The organism is Leptospira alstonii serovar Sichuan str. 79601, from assembly GCF_000347175.1.
Classification (GTDB): Bacteria; Spirochaetota; Leptospiria; order Leptospirales; family Leptospiraceae; genus Leptospira; species Leptospira alstonii.
The window spans coordinates 139,890-159,805 of the sequence record NZ_ANIK01000071.1; the positions used below are offsets into that span (position 1 = coordinate 139,890).

Annotated in this window: 19 protein-coding genes; all 19 read right to left on the reverse strand. The window is 39.9% G+C overall.

Annotated features, from left to right (window positions below; all coding sequences use genetic code 11):
- Positions 1–94 precede the first annotated feature (94 nt).
- Positions 95–1,489 (reverse strand): DASS family sodium-coupled anion symporter, encoded by a 1,395-nt coding sequence (locus LEP1GSC194_RS14975; RefSeq protein ID WP_020774284.1) that lies wholly within the window; start codon positions 1,487–1,489, stop codon positions 95–97.
- 36 nt (positions 1,490–1,525) lie between these two features.
- Positions 1,526–2,365, reverse strand: a complete 840-nt coding sequence (locus tag LEP1GSC194_RS14980) for a glycosyltransferase (RefSeq protein ID WP_017808482.1) — start codon at positions 2,363–2,365, stop codon at positions 1,526–1,528.
- A 46-nt stretch (positions 2,366–2,411) separates the two neighbouring features.
- Positions 2,412–3,341: a glycosyltransferase family 2 protein gene (locus LEP1GSC194_RS14985; RefSeq protein WP_020774382.1), complete on the reverse strand. Its 930-nt coding sequence runs from the start codon at positions 3,339–3,341 to the stop codon at positions 2,412–2,414.
- Between the two features lie 5 nt (positions 3,342–3,346).
- Positions 3,347–4,315 carry a glycosyltransferase family 2 protein gene (locus LEP1GSC194_RS14990; RefSeq protein ID WP_020774310.1) on the reverse strand — a complete coding sequence of 323 codons (969 nt, stop codon included), beginning with the start codon at positions 4,313–4,315 and terminating at the stop codon, positions 3,347–3,349.
- Positions 4,316–4,324: 9 nt separating this feature from the next.
- The gene (gene rfbA / locus LEP1GSC194_RS14995) at positions 4,325–5,209 is read right to left on the reverse strand and encodes a glucose-1-phosphate thymidylyltransferase RfbA (protein ID WP_020774369.1); all 885 of its coding nucleotides are present in this window, start codon (positions 5,207–5,209) and stop codon (positions 4,325–4,327) included.
- A complete protein-coding gene (gene rfbB, locus LEP1GSC194_RS15000; protein WP_020774296.1) occupies positions 5,210–6,259 on the reverse strand; it encodes a dTDP-glucose 4,6-dehydratase in 1,050 nt (349 codons plus the stop codon).
- Positions 6,256–7,170 carry a dTDP-4-dehydrorhamnose reductase gene (rfbD, locus tag LEP1GSC194_RS15005; protein ID WP_020774394.1) on the reverse strand — a complete coding sequence of 305 codons (915 nt, stop codon included), beginning with the start codon at positions 7,168–7,170 and terminating at the stop codon, positions 6,256–6,258. Before rfbD ends, rfbB begins: the two co-directional genes overlap by 4 nt.
- A gap of 3 nt (positions 7,171–7,173) precedes the next feature.
- A complete protein-coding gene (rfbC, locus tag LEP1GSC194_RS15010; RefSeq protein WP_020774359.1) occupies positions 7,174–7,734 on the reverse strand; it encodes a dTDP-4-dehydrorhamnose 3,5-epimerase in 561 nt (186 codons plus the stop codon).
- 160 nt (positions 7,735–7,894) lie between these two features.
- Entirely contained in the window at positions 7,895–9,646 is a 1,752-nt protein-coding gene (locus tag LEP1GSC194_RS15015) for a glycosyltransferase (protein ID WP_020774342.1), read from the reverse strand.
- A 203-nt stretch (positions 9,647–9,849) separates the two neighbouring features.
- Positions 9,850–10,689, reverse strand: a complete 840-nt coding sequence (locus LEP1GSC194_RS15025) for a glycosyltransferase (RefSeq protein WP_036043190.1) — start codon at positions 10,687–10,689, stop codon at positions 9,850–9,852.
- A gap of 135 nt (positions 10,690–10,824) precedes the next feature.
- Entirely contained in the window at positions 10,825–11,619 is a 795-nt protein-coding gene (locus LEP1GSC194_RS15030) for a glycosyltransferase family 2 protein (protein WP_017809945.1), read from the reverse strand.
- Positions 11,620–11,766: 147 nt separating this feature from the next.
- Positions 11,767–12,852 carry a DegT/DnrJ/EryC1/StrS family aminotransferase gene (locus LEP1GSC194_RS15035; RefSeq protein WP_020774368.1) on the reverse strand — a complete coding sequence of 362 codons (1,086 nt, stop codon included), beginning with the start codon at positions 12,850–12,852 and terminating at the stop codon, positions 11,767–11,769.
- Entirely contained in the window at positions 12,849–13,280 is a 432-nt protein-coding gene (locus LEP1GSC194_RS15040; protein ID WP_020774356.1) for a sugar 3,4-ketoisomerase, read from the reverse strand. Before LEP1GSC194_RS15040 ends, LEP1GSC194_RS15035 begins: the two co-directional genes overlap by 4 nt.
- A 349-nt stretch (positions 13,281–13,629) precedes the next feature.
- Positions 13,630–14,658 (reverse strand): glycosyltransferase family protein, encoded by a 1,029-nt coding sequence (locus LEP1GSC194_RS15045; RefSeq protein WP_020774325.1) that lies wholly within the window; start codon positions 14,656–14,658, stop codon positions 13,630–13,632.
- On the reverse strand, positions 14,655–15,545 hold the full coding sequence (locus tag LEP1GSC194_RS15050; RefSeq protein ID WP_036043161.1) for a TIGR04325 family methyltransferase: 891 nt from the start codon (positions 15,543–15,545) through the stop codon (positions 14,655–14,657). Before LEP1GSC194_RS15050 ends, LEP1GSC194_RS15045 begins: the two co-directional genes overlap by 4 nt.
- 109 nt (positions 15,546–15,654) lie before the next feature.
- Positions 15,655–16,560 carry a glycosyltransferase family A protein gene (locus LEP1GSC194_RS15055; RefSeq protein WP_020774314.1) on the reverse strand — a complete coding sequence of 302 codons (906 nt, stop codon included), beginning with the start codon at positions 16,558–16,560 and terminating at the stop codon, positions 15,655–15,657.
- A 10-nt stretch (positions 16,561–16,570) separates the two neighbouring features.
- The gene (locus tag LEP1GSC194_RS15060; RefSeq protein ID WP_020774327.1) at positions 16,571–17,905 is read right to left on the reverse strand and encodes a flippase; all 1,335 of its coding nucleotides are present in this window, start codon (positions 17,903–17,905) and stop codon (positions 16,571–16,573) included.
- A gap of 59 nt (positions 17,906–17,964) precedes the next feature.
- On the reverse strand, positions 17,965–19,185 hold the full coding sequence (locus LEP1GSC194_RS15065; RefSeq protein WP_020774291.1) for a DUF1229 domain-containing protein: 1,221 nt from the start codon (positions 19,183–19,185) through the stop codon (positions 17,965–17,967).
- 103 nt (positions 19,186–19,288) lie between these two features.
- Positions 19,289–19,916 (reverse strand): IS4 family transposase (locus LEP1GSC194_RS15070; protein ID WP_020772098.1); only part of this gene is annotated, 628 nt, incomplete at its 5' end.

The following is a 19,916-nucleotide window of genomic DNA, read 5'->3' on the forward strand; positions in this document are numbered from 1 at the left end:
CCGATCGAATTACGGTCGATTTTGGAAAAGTTTTGAGTAGAGAGAAAGGTGAGGATTTAAAGGAAAGATTTGGAATAAATTAAGGAAAAATAAATTACAAAAATGTGAAATACGCCGATAGGACGACAATCAAGCCGAAAATTCCGACGGGCAGACCGGCCCGAATCATATCCTTGATTTCAAAACCCCCAACCGCATAAGCGATCGCGTTAGGAGGAGTACTCACCGGAAGAGACATGGCAAGAGAGGCGGAAAGGGCGATTCCCAGACAAACCTCCAAGAGATAAACGTTCGATCCGGGAAGAACAACCGTTGAAAGCGGAAACGCCAACGGAACGAGTAGATTGGTGGCCGCGGTATTGGACATGAACGTGCTCAAAAGGAGCGCTAAAATACAGAGAAGGAACAACATACTTACTGCATATTCCGGTTTTGTAATAGGTTTCAAAATTTCGGAAAACCAGAGACTCAACCCGCTTTGTTGAAAACCGATACCGATTCCGATCCCACCCGCGATCAAAAGTAAAACCGACCAATCCAAGGAATTGATGTCCTTCTCGTTCAAAATTCCGAATGCGGGAAATAGAATCAAAGGTAATAACGCAGTTACTCCCGCGGGAATCCCGTGTAAATTTTCGGTGAACCAAAGAACGACGGTTCCTAAAAAAATCGCGGAAGTCGTCCTGAACGGAAAGGACTTACTTCCACCTTCCGGTTCCGGAAATTCTACGATCAAATCCAAGGAACCGTTTTCAGGAAAAAGTTTTAAAAGAAGAACCCAAGCGAACCATATCAATACGACTACGAGAGGAACCGCAAAAAGCATCCAAGTTCCGAAAGAAACGACAATTCCCTGTTGTCTAAGAATTCCCATCGCAATGATATTCGGCGGAGAACCGATCGGCGTTCCGATTCCTCCTATGTTCGCCGCAAATGGAATTCCTAATATCAAAGCCTTCCGAAACGGTTCTTTTTCCGGCAAGATCTGAAACAGCGGAAAGGAAAGTGCAATCATCATCGAAGTGGTCGCGGTGTTGCTCATCCACATGGAAATGAAGGCGGTAGTAATCATAAAGCCGAGAAGCACCCGATGACTTTTGACTCCGAACTTACGAATGATCCGATTGGCGAGAAATCGATCCAAACCTGTTTTTACGCAGGCCTTCGCCAATATAAAACCGCCTAAAAAAAGAATAATCGAAGAGTCCGCCAAGGAAGAAAAAAAAACGGCGGGGGCGGGATTTTTACCTGGAGAAAACGTTAGATCCGCAATACCGATCGGATTCGCAAAAAAAAGAATTTCAAGGAAAATAACGAGGATCGAGGTGGCGTAACCCGGAATCGGTTCGGTCACCCAGAAAACGGCGGCCAAAACGAAAATACAAATCATAATAGCGACGTTCAAAGGAACCGAAAAGCGAATTTGAATTAAAAGTAAAATTCCGATAAAAAGCGACGTCCATAAAATCGAGATTAAATTACGCGCCATTTTGACTTCCGATATTTCGCATAATTTTATAATATTCTAAATCAACTTCCAACCGAATTTCATAAAAAAGCGAAACGCGGAGGCGATAAAAAGTCTGACGTGTAAAAAACCTTTTTTGGAGGAATTTCCGCCCTTATGAAAGATCTTAATTTTCGGAAAATAATCCTTACGATTCAAACGCATCGAAAGATCGAAATCCTCGAAATACAAAAAGAATTCTTCGTCGAACCCTCCGATTTTCTTTAAGGATTCCGTTCTTGCAAAGATAAAACAACCGCTCACCAAAGGAACGGATTCTTGAATTTGATTCCAATCTTTTTCTTTGAGATCGTATCTGTCCAAATGTTTCCGAAACGTTTTTTTAAGAATATTCGGGGCAAAAGATCTCAGAAAAAGAACGGAAACCGTCGGATAGGATTTAACCAAAAACTGCATGTTTCCTTCCTCGTTGTCCCAGCCCCAAACGGAAGGAACAACCGCGTCACAATCCGGATGTTCGTCCAGATAACGAGCGCATAACGTCAAGGTTTCCGGAATCATCTTAATATCCGGATTAAGAACCAGATGAAAAACCGTCTCCGATCTTAAAATGGAACGATTATTGGCCGCTCCATAACCCGGATTTTCGGGAAAATGTAAATATTGAAATTCGACGCGTTTATCGAACGTAAACTTCTTCGCCAAATCGTCCAGGATCGCCTTTACCTCCTCTCCGCAAAAAGGGGAATTATCCAATACGTCGATTTTATATCGAATCGATTGCGAAGTATGGGAAATTTGATAAGCGACGGAATCCAAAAGAGACTCAAAGGATTCTTTAAAAATTGGTAAATTAGGTTTATATAATACAATGGATACGGTGACGCCGAAATTCAAAATACGATCCCCTTATTTTCAATCAATGTAAGGAAAAATTCCATCTCTACTTAGGCTGAAAACCGAGCAATTTTTTATAAAAAGAAGATTGTTTTTTTACGATTCCGTCCCTGATTCCCCATAAAATATGACGATAGGTTTGATAAATCGAATTCGAAAAAAAAGGTAGAATCAGAAAGCGAAAACCCGTTTTTAAAATCACCTCCAATTTAAATCGAAAAGGGATATGGGACATTCCACAGATATAAATCGCGTTCCTAAAAAGGAAATACCAACGAAACGGGGAATGAATCGCTACTTTAAAAAGTCCTAATATATTTCTGGAATCGTTTCCGATCGAATGATCCATCTTGGCTTCGGAGACGATTTTGTGAACGTAACCTTTGCGATTTGCCCGAAAACACCATTCGTAATCCAGATAATCGATAAAAAAATCCTGGTAGATCGGACCTACGTCGTTCAAAACCCTCAGCGAATAAAAGCTTCCGGACGTAATGATGAATTCGGCGTTCAAAATTCCGTTTTCATTTTCTTGAATACCGTAAATATTACGATTTTTGATTATATCAAAAATATTCGGACCGAAGGAAGCCACTTTCTCCGTATCGGTTTTTTCGGACTCGTACCTTTCGGTTCTTTGCGAGTGATATTCTTTGACTTTTTGTAAAAAAACGCGTATCGCGGACGATGCCAAAAGGCTGTCCTGATCGAACAACCAAACGTGAGAATATCGATTTACTTTCGCGTATTCGATTCCTTCGTTGAGCGCGGCTCCCAATCCGAAATTTCCGTTATTCTCCAAGAGAACATTTTGTTTTTCGATTTCGGAACGAATTTCGGATACGTTCTTAGAATGATTGTCCACGATCAAAACGGGAACGTCGTTTGAATTCAAATTTCTAATATTTTTCAGAGTTGCGGAAAAATTCGGATTGAACGTTACAATGACGGCTAACGGAGAAAAGTTTTCGGGCATGAGCTTTATTTTCTACGGAAAGGAGAGAACCATTCCCGATCCATCAACGGTACGATTTCCTCAAACCGACCCGCGCGAATTTTACCGATCTCCCGTCTTTTGCGAATCAATCCCGGCAACATCCGTAAAAATCCGAAAGGAACTCCCAATATTTTCGGACTGGTAAAGAACGAATGAAAACAAATGCTCGCTCCGAAAAAAATAAAATGATGAAAGAAGTAACGCAAGCTATAATACAAGGGCATATTTTTCCAATAAACGACTAACGCGTTTCTTAAACCGAAATAGAGGGAGAAAGAACTTCGTTCTTTCGTGGACCCGAATCCGTGATGATAAACCCTTATATTCGGCGTAAAAAGAACTTTTTCTCCAATCAGCCTCGCGCGAAAACTTAGGTCCACGTCTTCCATGTAACAAAAAAAATCGGAATCGAAACCGCCTAACCTTTCAAAAACGGAGGTCTTAATCGCCATCGCACCGCCGCACGCGGAAAAGATTTCCTTTTCTTTCAAATATTCTTCCGAAAGAGTTTGTTTGTAACCTCTTCTCCAAGCGGCTCCGGAAACGTGATACACATCCCCCGCTCCGTCGATAAGCTCCTCTTGATTTTCTTTGAGCATCAAAAACGATACGATGGAATATTCCTTTCCTTTGGACTCCAAAGTCCGCTCGCATTCTTTGAAGAAATCGCCGCTCAAACGGGAATCAGGATTGATCAATAGAATCCAATCCGACTTAGGAGCGATCTTTACGGCCTCGTTGTTTCCACCCGCAAAACCCAGATTTTTTGCGCTAAAATGGATCGACTTTCGATTCTCTTCGGTAAGCCGTTTGAGAAAATCCCTCGTATTATCCTTTGAATCGTTGTCCCAAATCACCCAAGTCCAATTGGGAGAAAGTCTCATGGAATCGTTCAACGCGCGAATATGTCTTTCGGAATTATACGTGATTGTTATAATATTATAATACTGCATTGAATAAGTTCAATAGATCTTTTCATGAAGTACCTTGGTCAGATATTCTCCGTAGCCGTTCTTGCTAAGAGGAGCGATCAATCGTTCAAGTTGGGTTTCGTTGATAAATCCCTTTCGAAAGGCGATTTCTTCGGGACACGCCACCTTAAGTCCCTGTCTTTTTTCGATCGTTTCTATGAAAACCGAGGCCTCTAAAAGGGATTCGTGAGTTCCCGTATCCAACCAAGCAAACCCGCGACCCATCACTTGAACGTTCAACATTCCGCGTTCCAGATAAACTTTGTTTACATCCGTGATTTCCAATTCCCCGCGCGCGGAGGGTTGTATGGACTTGGCTATACTTACGACTTCTTCGTCATAAAAATACAGTCCGGTGACGGCGTAATTGGATTTCGGTTTAACGGGTTTCTCTTCGATAGAAATCGCACGACGATCGGAATTAAATTCGACGACTCCGTATCGCTGCGGGTCTTGAACGGGATACGCAAATACGGTCGAACCGGAGGTTTTCTCCGAGGCGGATTTTAAAAGAGGCGAAAGATCGTGACCGAAATAAATATTATCTCCGAGAATCAAAACGGAAGGATGTCCGTTCACAAATTGTTCTCCGATCCAGTACGCTTGCGCCAATCCTCCCGGATTGGGTTGGACCGCATATTCTATGTCGATTCCCCACTGTCTTCCGTCCCCCAAAAGTTCCTTATACATAGGAGTCGCCTGAGGAGTTGAGATCAGCAATATCTCGCGAATACCCGCTAGCATAAGCGTTGTTAGTGGGTAATAGATCATCGGTTTATCGTAAACCGGTAAAAGTTGTTTGGAAACGACGTGTGTAACCGGATAAAGTCTGGTTCCGGAACCGCCTGCGAGTATGATTCCTTTTCTAGATTTCATTTAACGTTTCTCGTACTGAGTTTCATAATATTCTTTATATTGGCCGGAAAGAATTTCCTTCCACCAGGATTCGTTGTTCAAATACCACCGAATGGTTTCCCTGAGGGCCGATTCGAAAGCGAATTTCGGTTTCCAACCGAGTTCTTTTTCGATTTTGGAAGGATCGATCGCATAACGAAAATCGTGACCCGGTCTGTCCTTTACGTATTGAATCAATCGGGAATGAGGTGTTCCGGAAGGATGCAACTCGTCCATAATCGAACAAATGGAATTTACGATGTCAATATTCTTCTTCTCGTTTCGTGTTCCGATATTATACGTTTCCCCGGGAGTTCCGTGGAACAAAGCGACACGTAAGGCGTCACAGTGATCCTTAACGTACAACCAATCTCTAATATTCTTTCCGTCCCCGTAGATCGGAAGGGGTTTCCCGTGCAAACAATTCAAAATCATTAGGGGAATCAACTTTTCCGGAAAATGGTAAGGACCGTAGTTATTGGAACAATTCGTCGTTACGACCGGCATATGATACGTATGAAAATACGATCGTACGATATGATCGCTACCGGCCTTGGATGCAGAATAGGGAGAGTTGGGCGCATAGGGAGTTTCTTCGGTGAAATATCCGGTATCGCCTAATGTGCCAAATACTTCATCCGTTGAAACGTGGAGAAATTTCTTTCCTTCATATGAACCGTTCCATTGCAAACGAGCCGCGTCCAAAAGATAAAAAGTGCCGAGAACGTTCGTCTTGATAAATTCTTCCGGGCCGAGGATGGAACGATCAACGTGACTTTCAGCGGCAAAATGCGCAACGTAATCGAATGTATGTTCTTTAAAGATCGAAAATACTTCTTCTTTGTTTGCGATATCCGCCCTTACAAAAATAAATCGAGGATCCTTTTTCCAAACGTCCAAACTTTTCAAATTTCCCGCATAAGTAAGCTTATCGAATACGATTACCTGATATTCTTCCGTATCGTTTAAGATAAGATGCGCGAAATTGGAACCGATAAAACCGGCGCCGCCGGTGACTAAAATTTTCTTCATACTTTTTTTCCGGAAATTGCAGCGAGTTCTTTCAGACAAAACATTAGATCTTCCTTCCAATGCGGAATAGGACCGAAAATTTTTCGAGTTTCATCCAAATCTAAAATCGAATACCTAGGTCTTGGTGCGGGTGTGGGATAACTTTCAGTAGGGATGGGAAAGATCGGTTTTAAATTTTCAATCAACGACAAGGAAAACGAAATATCCCGGACAGCAATCGCAAAATCATACCAGCTCGCGACTCCCGAATTCGAAAAGTGCAGGACTTGAGGATACGACTCCCCTTTTAGAATTCCATGAATTAGGAATATTATAAAATCGGCAAGTCTTCCGGCCCAGGTAGGTCTTCCGAGTTGATCCTCGATCACCTTCAATTCGGGTCGATCGGGATCTTTCAAAAGTCTTAGGATCGTTTTCGGAAAATTATTTCCGTGTGCGGAATACACCCAGCTCGTGCGAATGATGTTCGCTTGCTCGGTAAAGTTTTTTCGAATCCATTCTTCCCCTTCCGCCTTTGATAAACCGTAAACACCTTTGGGAGAAAGGAGCGAATTCGGTTTCCAAAAACCGATCGGGTCTCCGATCGTTTTAGGATTCGCATCGAACACGAAATCGGTGGATATATAAATCAGATGAATCTTTCTTTTATGGCATTCTTCCGCGATCCTTTTTACCGATAAGGAATTGATCTTGTACGCGTTTTCAGAATCGGACTCGGCCTTGTCCACGGCGGTATAAGCTCCGCAATGAATCAGGATTTTAGGAGCTTTTTCCAAAATCCGTTCCACCGCGTCCGGATCTCCGAGATCCCATTCTTCCCGACCGAAACCCAGCGATTCCATCGGAACGGATTTGAGACGTTTGGCTAACTCCCAACCTACCTGTCCGTTTTTTCCGGTGTAATAAATCATATTCTAATATACGAATGGACTTTTGAAATCCGCAAAAAGAGGGGTTTCTTGATCCCTTCCGGATAAGATAAATTCCCCGTCCGGCAACCATGTTTTCCAAGGAATGCTTAACGCGGGATCGTTCCAACGAATTCCCACTTCCTTTCCCGGATTGTATTCGCTCGTTACTTTATATAAAAAATCAGTTTTATCTTCCAAGGTGATAAAGCCGTGAGCAAATCCGGGCGGAACCCAAAAGATGTTTTTATTTTCTTCGGAAAGTTCTACGGAAATCCATTTTCCGTAATTTGGAGAGCCGACACGAATGTCGATCACCACGTCGACGACTTTACCTCTGACCACACGTACCAATTTGCCTTGTTCGTAAGGAGGAATCTGCATATGCATTCCTCTCAAAACTCCGCGAGAGGATCTGGAATGATTGTCTTGGGAAAAGTGAGTCGGTATGTTTTCCCTTTCAAAAACGGAGGACTTGAAAGTTTCAAAGAAGAAACCCCGTTCGTCTCCATATACTTTCGGTTCGATCAGAACCGGGCCTTCGATTGGAAATCTCTTAAATAACATGGGTCTTTAATTTTAAGGAAAACGGGAAAACTACCATTCAAACTCTATGATTACCACAAAATCTTACTTTCGAATGTCCGCGATCAAAATTTTATCGCTCTCATAGAGATACGAGAAATTCAAATGGATCGAGCTTTCATAGTAAATTCTTCTTCTAACTCTACTTCCATCTCTTCCGCCAAATCTTGTACTCAAAAAAATGAATTAGATTCCTAGGCCTCATATCACGACCAATCAAATCACTATGGGGAGAATAAAATCGATCCGATTCCAAAACATTTCCCCATTTTTTTATTAGGAGCTCACGATCCGATCGACCGGCTTTATACTTGGGATCATATTCTTGAAAGGATTTTTTAGGCGGGAAGGAGGAAAGAAAATTCGAGAAAGGATTACTTACGATTCTAAGACCTCGCTCTAAAAGCCTTAAAGAAAGATCCACGTCCCAATAATCGTTTCTAAAGGATTCATCCAGTCCGTTCAATGAATCCCAGTTTTTTCGGGAGATCAGAAACACGTTACGCGAAATCGAGGAAACGTTCTTTTCGATAAATTCCCCCGACCAAATTTTAGACTCGGCCGCGGTGATTCCGTTACCCGCAACGCCGACGAATCCTTTTTTTCCAAGAAGTAAGGAGGAATAGATAAGTTCATTCTTTTGATTCAAAATGATCGGACAAACCGCTCCTACTCCCGCAGACTGCGCGTGTTGCAGCAACTCGTACAACCAGTTTTCGTTCTTCGGTTTAAAAAGAGGATTCCAAAATAAAATATAGGAGCCTTTCGTATCGGACACGATCGAATTGATATTCTTAGTCGAAAAATCGAAATCGTTTCGTTCCAGGATCTTAAATTGAACGCGACCTTGAAATTCCTTCAAAACGGATTCAGAAATTCCAAGGTTCCATCGATCTCTTTCAGCATACAAAAGAATCTCCAGTCGAAAATCCGGAACCGATCGAATCATATTATAAATATCTTCAAAACTGTTTTCTAATATACCTTCTATATCGAACACAACGACAGAGATCAGTTTAACCGGTTTCAATTTCCGAATCGGATGATAGGTGAACGGATAATAACCCGGAACGATTTTTTCCAAAACCTCGGAAGACTCCTTATAAAATTCCGCGATCGCTTTTTTCGAACTTCCCTCGCAAATTTCGGCTTTTGTTCTGGAAAAACTTTCCCCATGCAATCTCCATTCGTATAAAAAATAAGGAATCCTTTGAATCCGATCTGTATGTCTACACGCACGAAGCGCAAACTCATGGTCCTGACTTCCGTCATAACCTTCCCGATACCCACCCATCTTTCGAATCAAATTTCTTGAGACAACTACGAAATGACAGATATAATTGTGGGAAATCAATTTCTCCACGGAAAAATCCGGTTTTGTGGAGAGGGAAAATATGCCGGGAATTTTAGATTGAAAAATCTCGTCGGAATAAAGAAATTCCGGTCGATTCTTTTCCTCTTGCAAAGAATCGACAATCGCGGTTAACGCATCCCTTGTGAGAGTATCGTCATGATCTAAAAAACCGATATAATCTCCGGTCGCATATTCCAAAGCCCTACTAGTCGCGATACTAATCCCTCCGTTCTTCTCGGTTCGAAAATAACGAATTTTAGGATTGATCTTACTTATCTGTTTTAAGAATTTACCGGGTTCAAGTTTCGGAGAAGCGTCGTCAAGAAGGATCAGCTCCCAGTGTTCGTAAGTCTGGCTCAAAACGGAGCGGACCATCTCCTTCAAATGTTTTATCTTTGTGTTATAAACGGGTACGATTACGCTTATCAGAGGTTGATAAGTATATTTTGATTTTTGAATATCCTTTCTTAAAGAATAGAGAAAAAAATAATATTGATACTGCCTGAGCAAATAAAAGATTTTTTGAATCAATATCTTCATGTAAACTTTATCGAAGTTTTAGAGTTACCCGGTCCCGCAAATTACGAGAAACGCAAAACATCCGCCACGTTTTCTCCAAAGAACTCTTTCTTGGATCCGCCGATTCTACCCGTAAAAGCAGTTCTTATCCTAGAGTCAAATCATCTCCGGAACTGGAGATTCAAAACAAAATGGACGGTCATGGAACTTGAATTCCTTTCGAATTAGGCTCCGAAAAATTTATTCTTGAGTAAAGAGAAATATCTAAGCAAGCTAATCAATACTTTTGTAAAACCGTAAACGAAAGGATTTCCGGTTAAAATTGAGAATTCATCCTCCAATTGTTTTGCCTTCAAGTGCCTTTGAAATAAAAATTGAATATTATCGGAATATAATTCCTTATGATTCTCATATAACTGCATATACAACGGTAAAAAATGATCCACGGATCTCTGGGAACGGGACGAATGTCCGATCCGATAATAAAATAAAACCTTGGGAATTCTATAAACTTTGCGTCCTCTTTCGATTAGAGACAGCCAAAAATCGAAATCTTCCCACTCGTTCTTCATATTCGGATTAAATCCGCCCGCTTCTTTCCAATCCGATTTTCTAAAGACCGCGGACACGAAGATACAATTGTCCAAAAGTATTTCCGGAAACCGATACTCGGGAAGATTCCATTTCCCTTTTACGGAACCGAAAAATTCGGCTTCGCAATATACGATTCCGAAAGAAGGATCCTTCGCGTAAACCGACATTACTTCCAAAAGATAATCCTTATCAATGATATCGTCGGAATCAAGAGGAAGTATAAACTCTCCCTTGGCCCTACCGATTCCCACATTTCTCGCCGCGGCTGGCCCCGACCGTTCGATTCTGATTACGGTATATGTTTTTTCGAGTTTTTTAAGGATATCAATCGTGAACTCGTCGTTCGATCCGTCGTCCACGATAATGATTTCCAAATTCTTATAACTTTGTTCGAGAATACTTTTGATCGTTTGATCGATGTATTTTCCATAATTGTAACATGGGATTACGATAGAAATCAGCGGATTCATTTTATTATAAAAAATATTCAAACGATCTTTTTCAAAACGCCTTTAGAAATAGCTCATACAGTAAATCTTACACTTCATCTCAAGACAACATTCACCGTTCTATAAGTAATTCTTGAGATAGATTCTTAATGAAGGTTATGCGGTCTTGAGTTTCAAAAGAACGAGTATTTTTCTTAAAAGAAACTTTCCCAAAAGAAACGAAGATCGGATTGTCCCCAAAATATCTCTATATAAGAATAAAGTTATACGATTAAAATAAAGAGACTGGGCCTTTTTTCTCTCTTGGAGAAGAGAATTTTGATTTTGAGGCGCGGAACTCAATCCTTCCAAATTAAATCGAGAGAATGGCACCGAAATATGTTCCGTCGAAACACCGAAAGAAAAAACTTTCAGCCAAAATTCATAATCCGCAGCAATTCTAAAATTAAGATCGTATAATCCATATCGTTCGAATAGCTCCTTTTTTATTAAACAAGCTGGATGCCAAATCGTATCCAGCAAAAGATGTCTTACCGTCATTGTAGAAGGTTGTTTACCCAAACGATAACGACCGTCCTTGGATTCAATATACATATCTCCGTAAATTAAGTCGGAATTTAATTCGTATGAAAGGATTTTAGAAAGAGTATGCTCGTCGGCAAGAACGTCTCCTGAGTTTATAAAAAGAATATATTCACCTTTTGAATTTAGAATTCCCTTATTTTGACCGTCGTAAACGCCTCGATCCGACTCACTGCTCCAAAATGAAAATTGGTCGGCATATTTTAAAATCACATCCAAACTCCCGTCCTTGGAAGCTGCGTCTATTATAATATGCTCGCATTGATCTAAAGATGTTTGACCGCGTACGGATAGGATGGTTTTTTCTAAACCGACACGGTCGTTATAATTAATGGTGATAATCGAAATCTTCGGTTCTTTTTTAGTCATTTATCAAAGTTTATTAAAAAGTTTTTGAACTCTCTTCTGAAATATTCAAAATTTAGAAAGTAGTTACCTTGCAAAATTAAAACTCTCGTTTTGTAACGATGTTTTCTTCGTTTTTCATCGAAACCTTTCTTAAATCTTTTTTCTATATTAGAATTCGTTCATAATCTCTACGACTTTATGAATCTCATCCGCAGTGTGAAAGGATGAAATCGGAAGGCTTAACGTCGTTTTATGAATTTCCTCGGATATGGGAAATTCTACTTCTTCAAATACTCCCCGCATCGCAACTTGCCTATGAGGCGGAATCGGATAATGGATCTCCGTTTTAACTCCGCTCTTCAGCAAGTATTCCCTTAAAACGTCGCGTTTCGTATGGCGAATATTAAAGATATGATATACATCGTACGTATCTTTCGTTACGAACGGTTTGATAAAATCTTCCTTTAAATTTTCGAGATAAATCCGAGCCAAAGTCCTTTTATGTTCGTTCATTGTATCCAAATACTTAATTTTGATACTAAGGATTGCCGCTTGTAATTCGTCCAAACGGGAATTATATCCCGGCAAATCATTTTTATATTTGATCGAAGAACCGTAGTTCCTCAGTTTTTTAATCGCTTCCGCGTATTGGTCGTTATCCGTCACAACGGCGCCGGCGTCGCCGATCGCTCCTAAATTTTTAGTAGGATAAAAACTAAATCCGCTCATTTCCCCGAAAGTTCCCGTTTTCCTGCCTTTATACAAAGATCCGTGCGCCTGCGCGCAATCCTCGATTAAAAATAAATTATTTCTTTCCTTTATCGTTAAAATCGAATCCATTTCACACGGCTTGCCGTACAAATGGACGATCAAAATCCCTCTCGTTCTTGCATTGATTTTTTCTTCTATCCTTTTAGGATCGATATTATAAGTTTTAATATCGGGTTCGACTAAAATCGGTTTCAAACCCGCGTGTAAGATCGCCAAGATCGAAGCGATGTAAGTATTCGATGGTACGATGATTTCGGAACCTTCCTCTAAGTTCAAAGCTTTCAAAGAGAGTATCAGCGCATCCAGTCCGTTCCCGACTCCGATACAATGTCGATTTCCGTTGTATTGGGTGAATTGATTTTCAAAATTGGAAACTTCCTGCCCTAATACATACCACCCGCTTTCGATGACTTTCAAAAGCCGCGTTTTATATTCTTCAAAGTACGGCGCATTCGCCAAACGCAAATTTTCGTACTCGATCATACCGAACTTTTGCCGACTAATTGAATAAAATCGGAATAATCTCGAATATAATCGTCTTCCCTGTAATAATCGGAAGCCACAACCAAAAGAACACAACCCGAGGAAAATCCCTCCATGGAATGCCAAAGCATCTTTCCCAAAATCACTCCCATATTATCGTTATTCATAAAAATTTTTTGTTTCGTCAGTCCGTCATCCAGTTTCAAAGTAAAACTTCCACTAACGCAAAAAATGACCTGCTCAATTTCTTTATGAGCATGAAGACCTCGAATGCTCACTGAATTTTCCAGATTATTAATATAATATATACGTTTGATCTCGAAAGGAATATCACGCAAGGATTCCATGATGACTAAGTTCCCGTCCCGATCATCATGAATTTTTTTCAAATGAACGTAGCCGGAATTTTTTACTGTGATTTCATCCATACAAATTTAAAAAGTATAATCCTTAATTATCCGTCCGTTCTCGCGAAAGAACAAAAAAAATTTAAATCATTACGAGCCTTTACCTTTACTTAACGTGAATTCGTGGAGCAAGTTTGGGCGAATCCAGCCCTGCATGCAAGGGCTGGACCGCGCTCTTCGCTCCAATCTGCAAAGCAACATGTTATTTTTTAGTATCTTCCAAAGTAGTCATTCTTGGAATCATGTTGCATTGCAGGATTTTCACTACGATCGCTTTCGCGTTTGAACTCACATTACTTAACGTTTGCCGAATATCCGGCGCGAATCGAACTCCAGGAAATTTATCAATCTACCCGTCTACAAAATCCAGTCATTGTAAAAGTTTACGCTGAATTTTTCGGAGACAATTCCAACTTAACAAAAACGATTTTTTTCCAAACACAAGGCCGAAAAAGAAAATTTTCCAAAAAAATTCGATCCGATTGGAGGAAGAGTAAAAATTCCTTGCCTCCACCATATTATAAATTTCCATAATATTCAGACTTTTTAATTTTAAATCAAAACGAAGAACGACATCCGTCAATTGAGCTACGTATGCGTCATATATTGTTTTTAACTTTGTATAGTCCAAATTGTAAGCGGAAATTCCGGTTCCGTAAATTCGTCCCGAATAGAACTTAAACATGTGAAAATGATAAAATATAAGCGAACTTCCATTGATTTGAATCTTTCCTTCTCTAGATTGAACCGTATATTTTTCCACGTTCCAAAGAGCGACCCCGGATTGTTCGTTTTTTAACACACACACGTTTTCATACGTCCGAGGCCAAACATCCAGATATTTTTGATCCCCCAAACGACCATCCTCGACTCGATTATAACACCACTCCAGACATTGCTCCCTCCAACGACTGAGGCATTTCATTCCGATTGTGTCCCGATTAAAATAAACCATCTGCACGTTGTAAATTCCGTTCGCCTCGAGATGTTTGAGACGATCCGGAAATCGGTGCGGTATGATCATTATCGAATGTTTTCCGATTTCATCGTAGATCGGAGTTACATCGGAAAAAAAATATATATCCGAATCCAAATAAGTGATGTGATCGATGTTCGGATTTTTAGCCAAAACATAAGACGGTAAAACCGGAGAAAGCGTCCAACAATATTCCTGCCATGTTCGATTTCCTTTCGCAACCAAAACATCTCCCGACTCGACTTCCTTCAACGAAAGCGTCGTAACATGTTCAAGTTGATACGTTTTAAGAAAGTCGTAAGTTTTATCGTCCATCGCAAGAATCCAAAGATGAAAATCACCGAAATGGCGACCGATAGATTCGTACAAAGATAATCCCAAAGGTAGATAATTAAAATCGAATAGAGTGCAAAGATATTTCATTTTTTGATATTATTGATTTCAAAAATCATTCCCATTTCTCTAGTCGCGGTCCCGTCTAACGTATCAACGGCTTGCAGATAACTGTTAAAGTCAGCGATCAGCCTATATTTTTTTTCGAACAAGGAAACAAATTCCTCGAAATTAAAAAACCAAGCCGGATACGACGCTTCGTAAATTTCAGGCGGAACTCGTTGTGCGGACACGATAGACTTCGGTAAATCGATAAAATAAGTTCTATCTATTATAATATAAGGAAAATCGTATTTAGTTATTTTTTCGATTAACGCGAACGGATCCTCGATATACGGAAAGGAACTCGATGCTAAAAATACGTTAATTTTTCGATCTCTTACGCAAGTCTCGATAGAATCGTAAAAATAAAGGATATCGTCCTTAAAGAACGTATTACCCACTTGTACAAAATTCGATTGTTCCACGATGTTCCAGGACAACCGTTTGATCCCTTGCAAGAAAATTCGATTCTGATAGTAGCTGCTGCCTAAAGCGCCTCCGAAATCCAAAACGTTCAATTCGCCGTTTGTTATCGTTTCCGCGTAAAGTAATCCGGATGTTAAGGGCCAAGAATATTGGATCTTATCGAATAAGACCGAGTCCCTCTCGTAAGCGGCAAGACCTTGTTTCACTTTTAAAGTAGACTGTTTACACTTTTCGATGATTTTTTCCGAATCGTAAGAGCCGCATAATTTCGCGGCCTCCTCCCAAGTCTCATATACACCGTTAAAACCAATGCGCAGCGATTCGATTCGTTTCCCGAATTTTACTCGTGTATTCAATCGTGTTCGGGCAAACTTTAATAAATCAAAAAGAATCGGCGGTAGAAGTTTATAGATCAACCTTTTAAAGTATATTCGTAAATTTGAATTCATAGGGGATATTTAAAAACTTGCTTTGAACGATAGCTTATATGTTTTTAGGACTCAACAAATCCGCTTCCATTCAAGAAACCGTCGAAAACGAACGTTAAATCAATAACATTCAAAAACCTTTTAGTAGTCGCATGATTCGATTGAGAATTCGATTTTTAAGACCAGATCGTCGTAGCTTACGAAAATGATCCCGATACAAATCCCTCGCTTTTCTGTTTTCTTCGATTTCAATTTTTTCGATTCTGATCGGCGACGAACTCAAATCGACGTCGTATTCATTCGTGGTATCGCAATGTGTCCCCGAAGCATCCAATCCGATATTGTGCACAAGGGATCTCGCGGGATATAACGTCAATCGATTCAGTAAAAACGCGGAAGCATGCCATCGGATCGCCCAAGAATCGTTCTTGGAGGCAACCTGATCCATTAGCATTTGTGTGTACGGATACGATCCTTGCATATCGAATTCATACGTTAGTTTTCTTGATCTCAAACCGTTCAAAAGTTTTTGTCCATCCGGCTCGAATAAGTCCCACGCCCTTTTCCAAGTCGCCCATCCCCAACAATCCGCCCCTCTTAGAAAATATGTCTCGGGGATTTTAGCGTCAAACGGAAGACGATAAGCGTGTATGGAAACGACTCGATCAACCTTTTCATAATATTCTAAAGCTTGATTTAGATACGTTAAAAAATATTTCGAGGTGATCATATCGTCTTCTAGGACGACGATTCTGCCGTATTCGGCTACAAGTTCTGTCACTCCCGAAACGATGGAGTTTGCCAAACCTAAATTCGTTTCCCTTTCCCGGATCGTAACCTTTTTGAATCCTACGGTTTTTTTGGCGATCGACCTGACTTCGTCGATCTTATCCGAATTCATATTCGTTTTAGGTCCGTCGCAAAATACGAATAATTCGGATTGATCCGCATAATCATTCTTTAATAAAGAATCGATGGTCTTTCTTGTATGTTCCGGTCTATTATAAACAAAAAGTGCGATTGGGGCCAAGTTCATCGTAAATCCCTTAAGTAATCGACTTCCGAAAATCGTTAAACCGATATAACAATCTCCAAAAACGAACGGATTCCAATTGTATAAAAAATATTTCGCGCGTGCGCTTAAAGAAAAGATTAAATAAAGTACTGGCGATAAACTGTGAAATCACGGTCGCAATGGCTGCGCCCTTGATCCCATAAAGCGGAATTAGAAAAAAATTCAGAAATATATTCGTCAAACAGCCGGATATACTTTTATACAATTCACCCCTCGGTAAATTTTCCGTTAAATAATAACGACTACTCGCCACGCCTAAAAAAACAAAAATTCCGGCCCAAATATGAATTGCTAATATGGCGCCCGCCTCCGAAAACTTATCGCCGAAAAATAAACGGATAATCGGATCGGATAAGAATGTCATCGGTATCGCTATCATTAGCGCCAATAAAAACATAAAGGAATGAAGAAGACTCAAACGTTCTAAATACAATTTTTGACTGAATTCTTTCGCTTTTAAAATCGCCGGAAAGATCGACGAAGCGATCGTCATCGGAATAAAATACCAAACCTCGCTGATTTTGACCGCGGCCGTATAAACTCCAACCGCCTCGTCTCCCAACATTTGTCCGATCATAATCTGATCGATCCGCATATAAACGATGACGGCAAGCCCCGAAAGCAACAACATCCAACTGTCCCTCAACAACGCGCGAGCCCTCTTCCAATTGGCATGGATTACGGATAACGTTCCATCATGATACTTATATAATAAATAATATCCGAATAAACTAATAAATGATTCGACGAGACCGACCCAAATGAACGCGAATACTCCCAAACCATTCAGTATCAACAGGATCCTTATTCCGGAAAATATAAAGAACAGCCCGTTTTCAAGCCATACGAAGTATTTGGAAAGTACCTGAGCTTCGTACCAATACTTTACGACGCCGAAGGCCCGGAAAACCAGCGTAAATCCTACGAGAAAGACCATCCAGAATAAGTCCGGCTCATCGGGTCGAAGAAACGGTATTAAAATGATCGCACTTCCGAAAGCAAAAACTCCGGCGATGAACTGCAGTAAAAAAGAGGTTGAAATGATTTCTTCTTTATGAGTTTTTTCTTTGATTAGCTCTCTAACGGCCACTCCGTCGAGGCCGAGATTCGTAAAACTACCGATCAATGCAGTGTATGCGATCACGTAATTTAGTTTTCCGTAATTGTCCGGACCTAAATATCGGGCGATCCATACCCCTAAAAACATTCCCATTCCCATTCGAAAAATTCTATCGAAAAACAACCAACCGCTGTTATGCAATATGTTTTTCAGATTCGGATAACGGACGTATAATTTATTGAGCATTTTGAGTCGTTTGATCGTAGGATTTTGTAATCGAAAAATTACAAAATGATGAAACTTGTTCAGCAAAGATCTTCCGTATTTTCATTATCGGTCGCCGTCGTAATCAAAGCCCCCAATCCCGAGAACAATGCCATCATCTGCGGTTCCGAAGATTCCCAAGGAATCGTTGTAATCAAATAAGGAATCAAACAAACGTAGAAATGAAAATATCGAATGGATCTATGATTTCCTCTAAATGAGTTTATACACACGATGACAAAAATGAAAAACGAATAAACGTAGAGTATTAACGCCGTAATAGGTCCTGACGTTTTATGCGAGTCAAAAAACACGTTGTGATACCAAAAAGTTCCATTGTTTTCAATTGAAATCTTCGGATAAATAAAAAAACCGTCTTTAACCGCATTCCAATAGTCAATATAATGCTTGAGTTTTATGGAATATTCGCCATGTAGAATTCTTTGACCTATTTGTGTATCTTGTAAAAATATATAAAAAATGAAGCTTAGAAAAGATACACTTAACAGAGCGACGATAACCTTATAAACTTTGTTTAAAGACGAAGTAAAAAATAACTTCCATAGTTGAATTGCCGTTATAAAAAATACATTAAGAATGATAATATAAAAGAAGGTCCGCGCATTGAATAAAAATGAAATTGAAATACTAACGGATAAAATTATTAAAAAAAATAGGTGTTTCCACCTTGATTTTTTCTTTATATCAAAAAGATAACCGTTGAGACAAAACAGAACTATAGGAAGTATACTAGCAAGAATGGTAATCCCGGGAGAATTATATTCCGCTTTATTAAAAAAGTGAAACGCTTTCCCGTAATACGGAGGATCCAAATAAACAAAGGTTGCAATTGAATTTATGATCGCGAACAAAAACATACCAAAAGCTATTCCTATAAAAAAAAACTCTTTTTGTTTTGCATTCGGAAGCGCGAAAATAATAAAAAATGAAAATAGAACGGGAAACGCCTTAAATGCGTAACTGATCGGATACAATTTACCGTCTATATGTTCGGGCATAACCGGGGTTCTATAAAAAAAGAAATAGGCTAATAAAAAAGAAATTATCAAAGCCAAGGCCAAAGCCGAAGAAACGCTCCATTTAGCCTGTCTCATCAATAAAATACTGATTATAAAACATAACCCGATCGTCAGTAAGGAAAGACGCCCGTTTACTGTCCCAAGACCTATTGAAATCGAGCAAATCCAAAGAACTATGGAAAAGGAAGAAACTCGGAACTTAAACAAATGATCAATCACCATCAATGCCTTTTTTAAATAAAAAACAGATCCAATATGATCTCTTCGATTATAAAAAATAACAACCTACCTCGCATCCCTATAGAGCCATAACCTTACCCACAAGTTAGGTTTTCGTGAGTAATTTAAACATAAACCCGATTTCCATAGCTCTCATGAGGCCTTTAAAAATGGTAAGGGGGCCCGGAGGAGCATCGGAATTGCGAGCCAAGTGCCCGCCTAATTTAGCAATCCACAGTAAGACGGTTCCTAACTCGGGTTCTTCCTTAGGAGGTTTCGGAGTTTCAAAAAGTCGACAATAAATGCCTTTCCATTCAAAAGACTCGAATAGGATGGATGCTTTTAAACCTGGAATATTTCTACCTAAGAATGTTAACATCATAACTCTCCAAGCAACAATAGCGCAGACAGCAATACAAGCTTTGAATCGATTCCCAAATTTAAATTGAGTAGATTCAATATTACATCCAGACTTTAAAACCTTGAAGAAAACTTCAATACCCCAGCGGCTTTTGTAATAGGCGATCATACTTTTTGCATCGTCCGAATTGTGAATAGGAATTGTGGTTAGAAATTTCCAATCGATAGATTCTTCCGGAGGTCCGCCTACCTCGGTTGCGGTTAACGCATACATATCAATATTTTCTAATTTCTTGTATTGAGGAGGTTTTATCGTTAGCTTTTCAAATCGAAGTTCGATTGTTGCTTCCCTCGCCTCCTTTCCTTTTTTCCTA

Bases quoted from the DNA above. Each gene is read 5' to 3' on its own strand.
- LEP1GSC194_RS15065 (WP_020774291.1), bottom strand. From the start codon at position 19,185: ATGGTGATTGATCATTTGTTTAAGTTCCGAGTTTCTTCCTTTTCCATA.
- LEP1GSC194_RS15030 (WP_017809945.1), bottom strand. From the start codon at position 11,619: ATGACTAAAAAAGAACCGAAGATTTCGATTATCACCATTAATTATAAC.
- LEP1GSC194_RS15045 (WP_020774325.1), bottom strand. From the start codon at position 14,658: ATGAAATATCTTTGCACTCTATTCGATTTTAATTATCTACCTTTGGGA.
- LEP1GSC194_RS14975 (WP_020774284.1), bottom strand. From the start codon at position 1,489: ATGGCGCGTAATTTAATCTCGATTTTATGGACGTCGCTTTTTATCGGA.
- LEP1GSC194_RS15015 (WP_020774342.1), bottom strand. From the start codon at position 9,646: ATGAAGATATTGATTCAAAAAATCTTTTATTTGCTCAGGCAGTATCAA.
- rfbA (WP_020774369.1), bottom strand. From the start codon at position 5,209: ATGAAATCTAGAAAAGGAATCATACTCGCAGGCGGTTCCGGAACCAGA.
- LEP1GSC194_RS15025 (WP_036043190.1), bottom strand. From the start codon at position 10,689: ATGAATCCGCTGATTTCTATCGTAATCCCATGTTACAATTATGGAAAA.
- LEP1GSC194_RS15055 (WP_020774314.1), bottom strand. From the start codon at position 16,560: ATGAACTTGGCCCCAATCGCACTTTTTGTTTATAATAGACCGGAACAT.
- LEP1GSC194_RS15035 (WP_020774368.1), bottom strand. From the start codon at position 12,852: ATGATCGAGTACGAAAATTTGCGTTTGGCGAATGCGCCGTACTTTGAA.
- LEP1GSC194_RS15040 (WP_020774356.1), bottom strand. From the start codon at position 13,280: ATGGATGAAATCACAGTAAAAAATTCCGGCTACGTTCATTTGAAAAAA.
- LEP1GSC194_RS14985 (WP_020774382.1), bottom strand. From the start codon at position 3,341: ATGCCCGAAAACTTTTCTCCGTTAGCCGTCATTGTAACGTTCAATCCG.
- LEP1GSC194_RS15060 (WP_020774327.1), bottom strand. From the start codon at position 17,905: ATGCTCAATAAATTATACGTCCGTTATCCGAATCTGAAAAACATATTG.
- LEP1GSC194_RS14990 (WP_020774310.1), bottom strand. From the start codon at position 4,315: ATGCAGTATTATAATATTATAACAATCACGTATAATTCCGAAAGACAT.
- rfbB (WP_020774296.1), bottom strand. From the start codon at position 6,259: ATGAAGAAAATTTTAGTCACCGGCGGCGCCGGTTTTATCGGTTCCAAT.
- rfbC (WP_020774359.1), bottom strand. From the start codon at position 7,734: ATGTTATTTAAGAGATTTCCAATCGAAGGCCCGGTTCTGATCGAACCG.
- rfbD (WP_020774394.1), bottom strand. From the start codon at position 7,170: ATGATTTATTACACCGGAAAAAACGGACAGGTAGGTTGGGAGTTAGCC.
- LEP1GSC194_RS15050 (WP_036043161.1), bottom strand. From the start codon at position 15,545: ATGAATTCAAATTTACGAATATACTTTAAAAGGTTGATCTATAAACTT.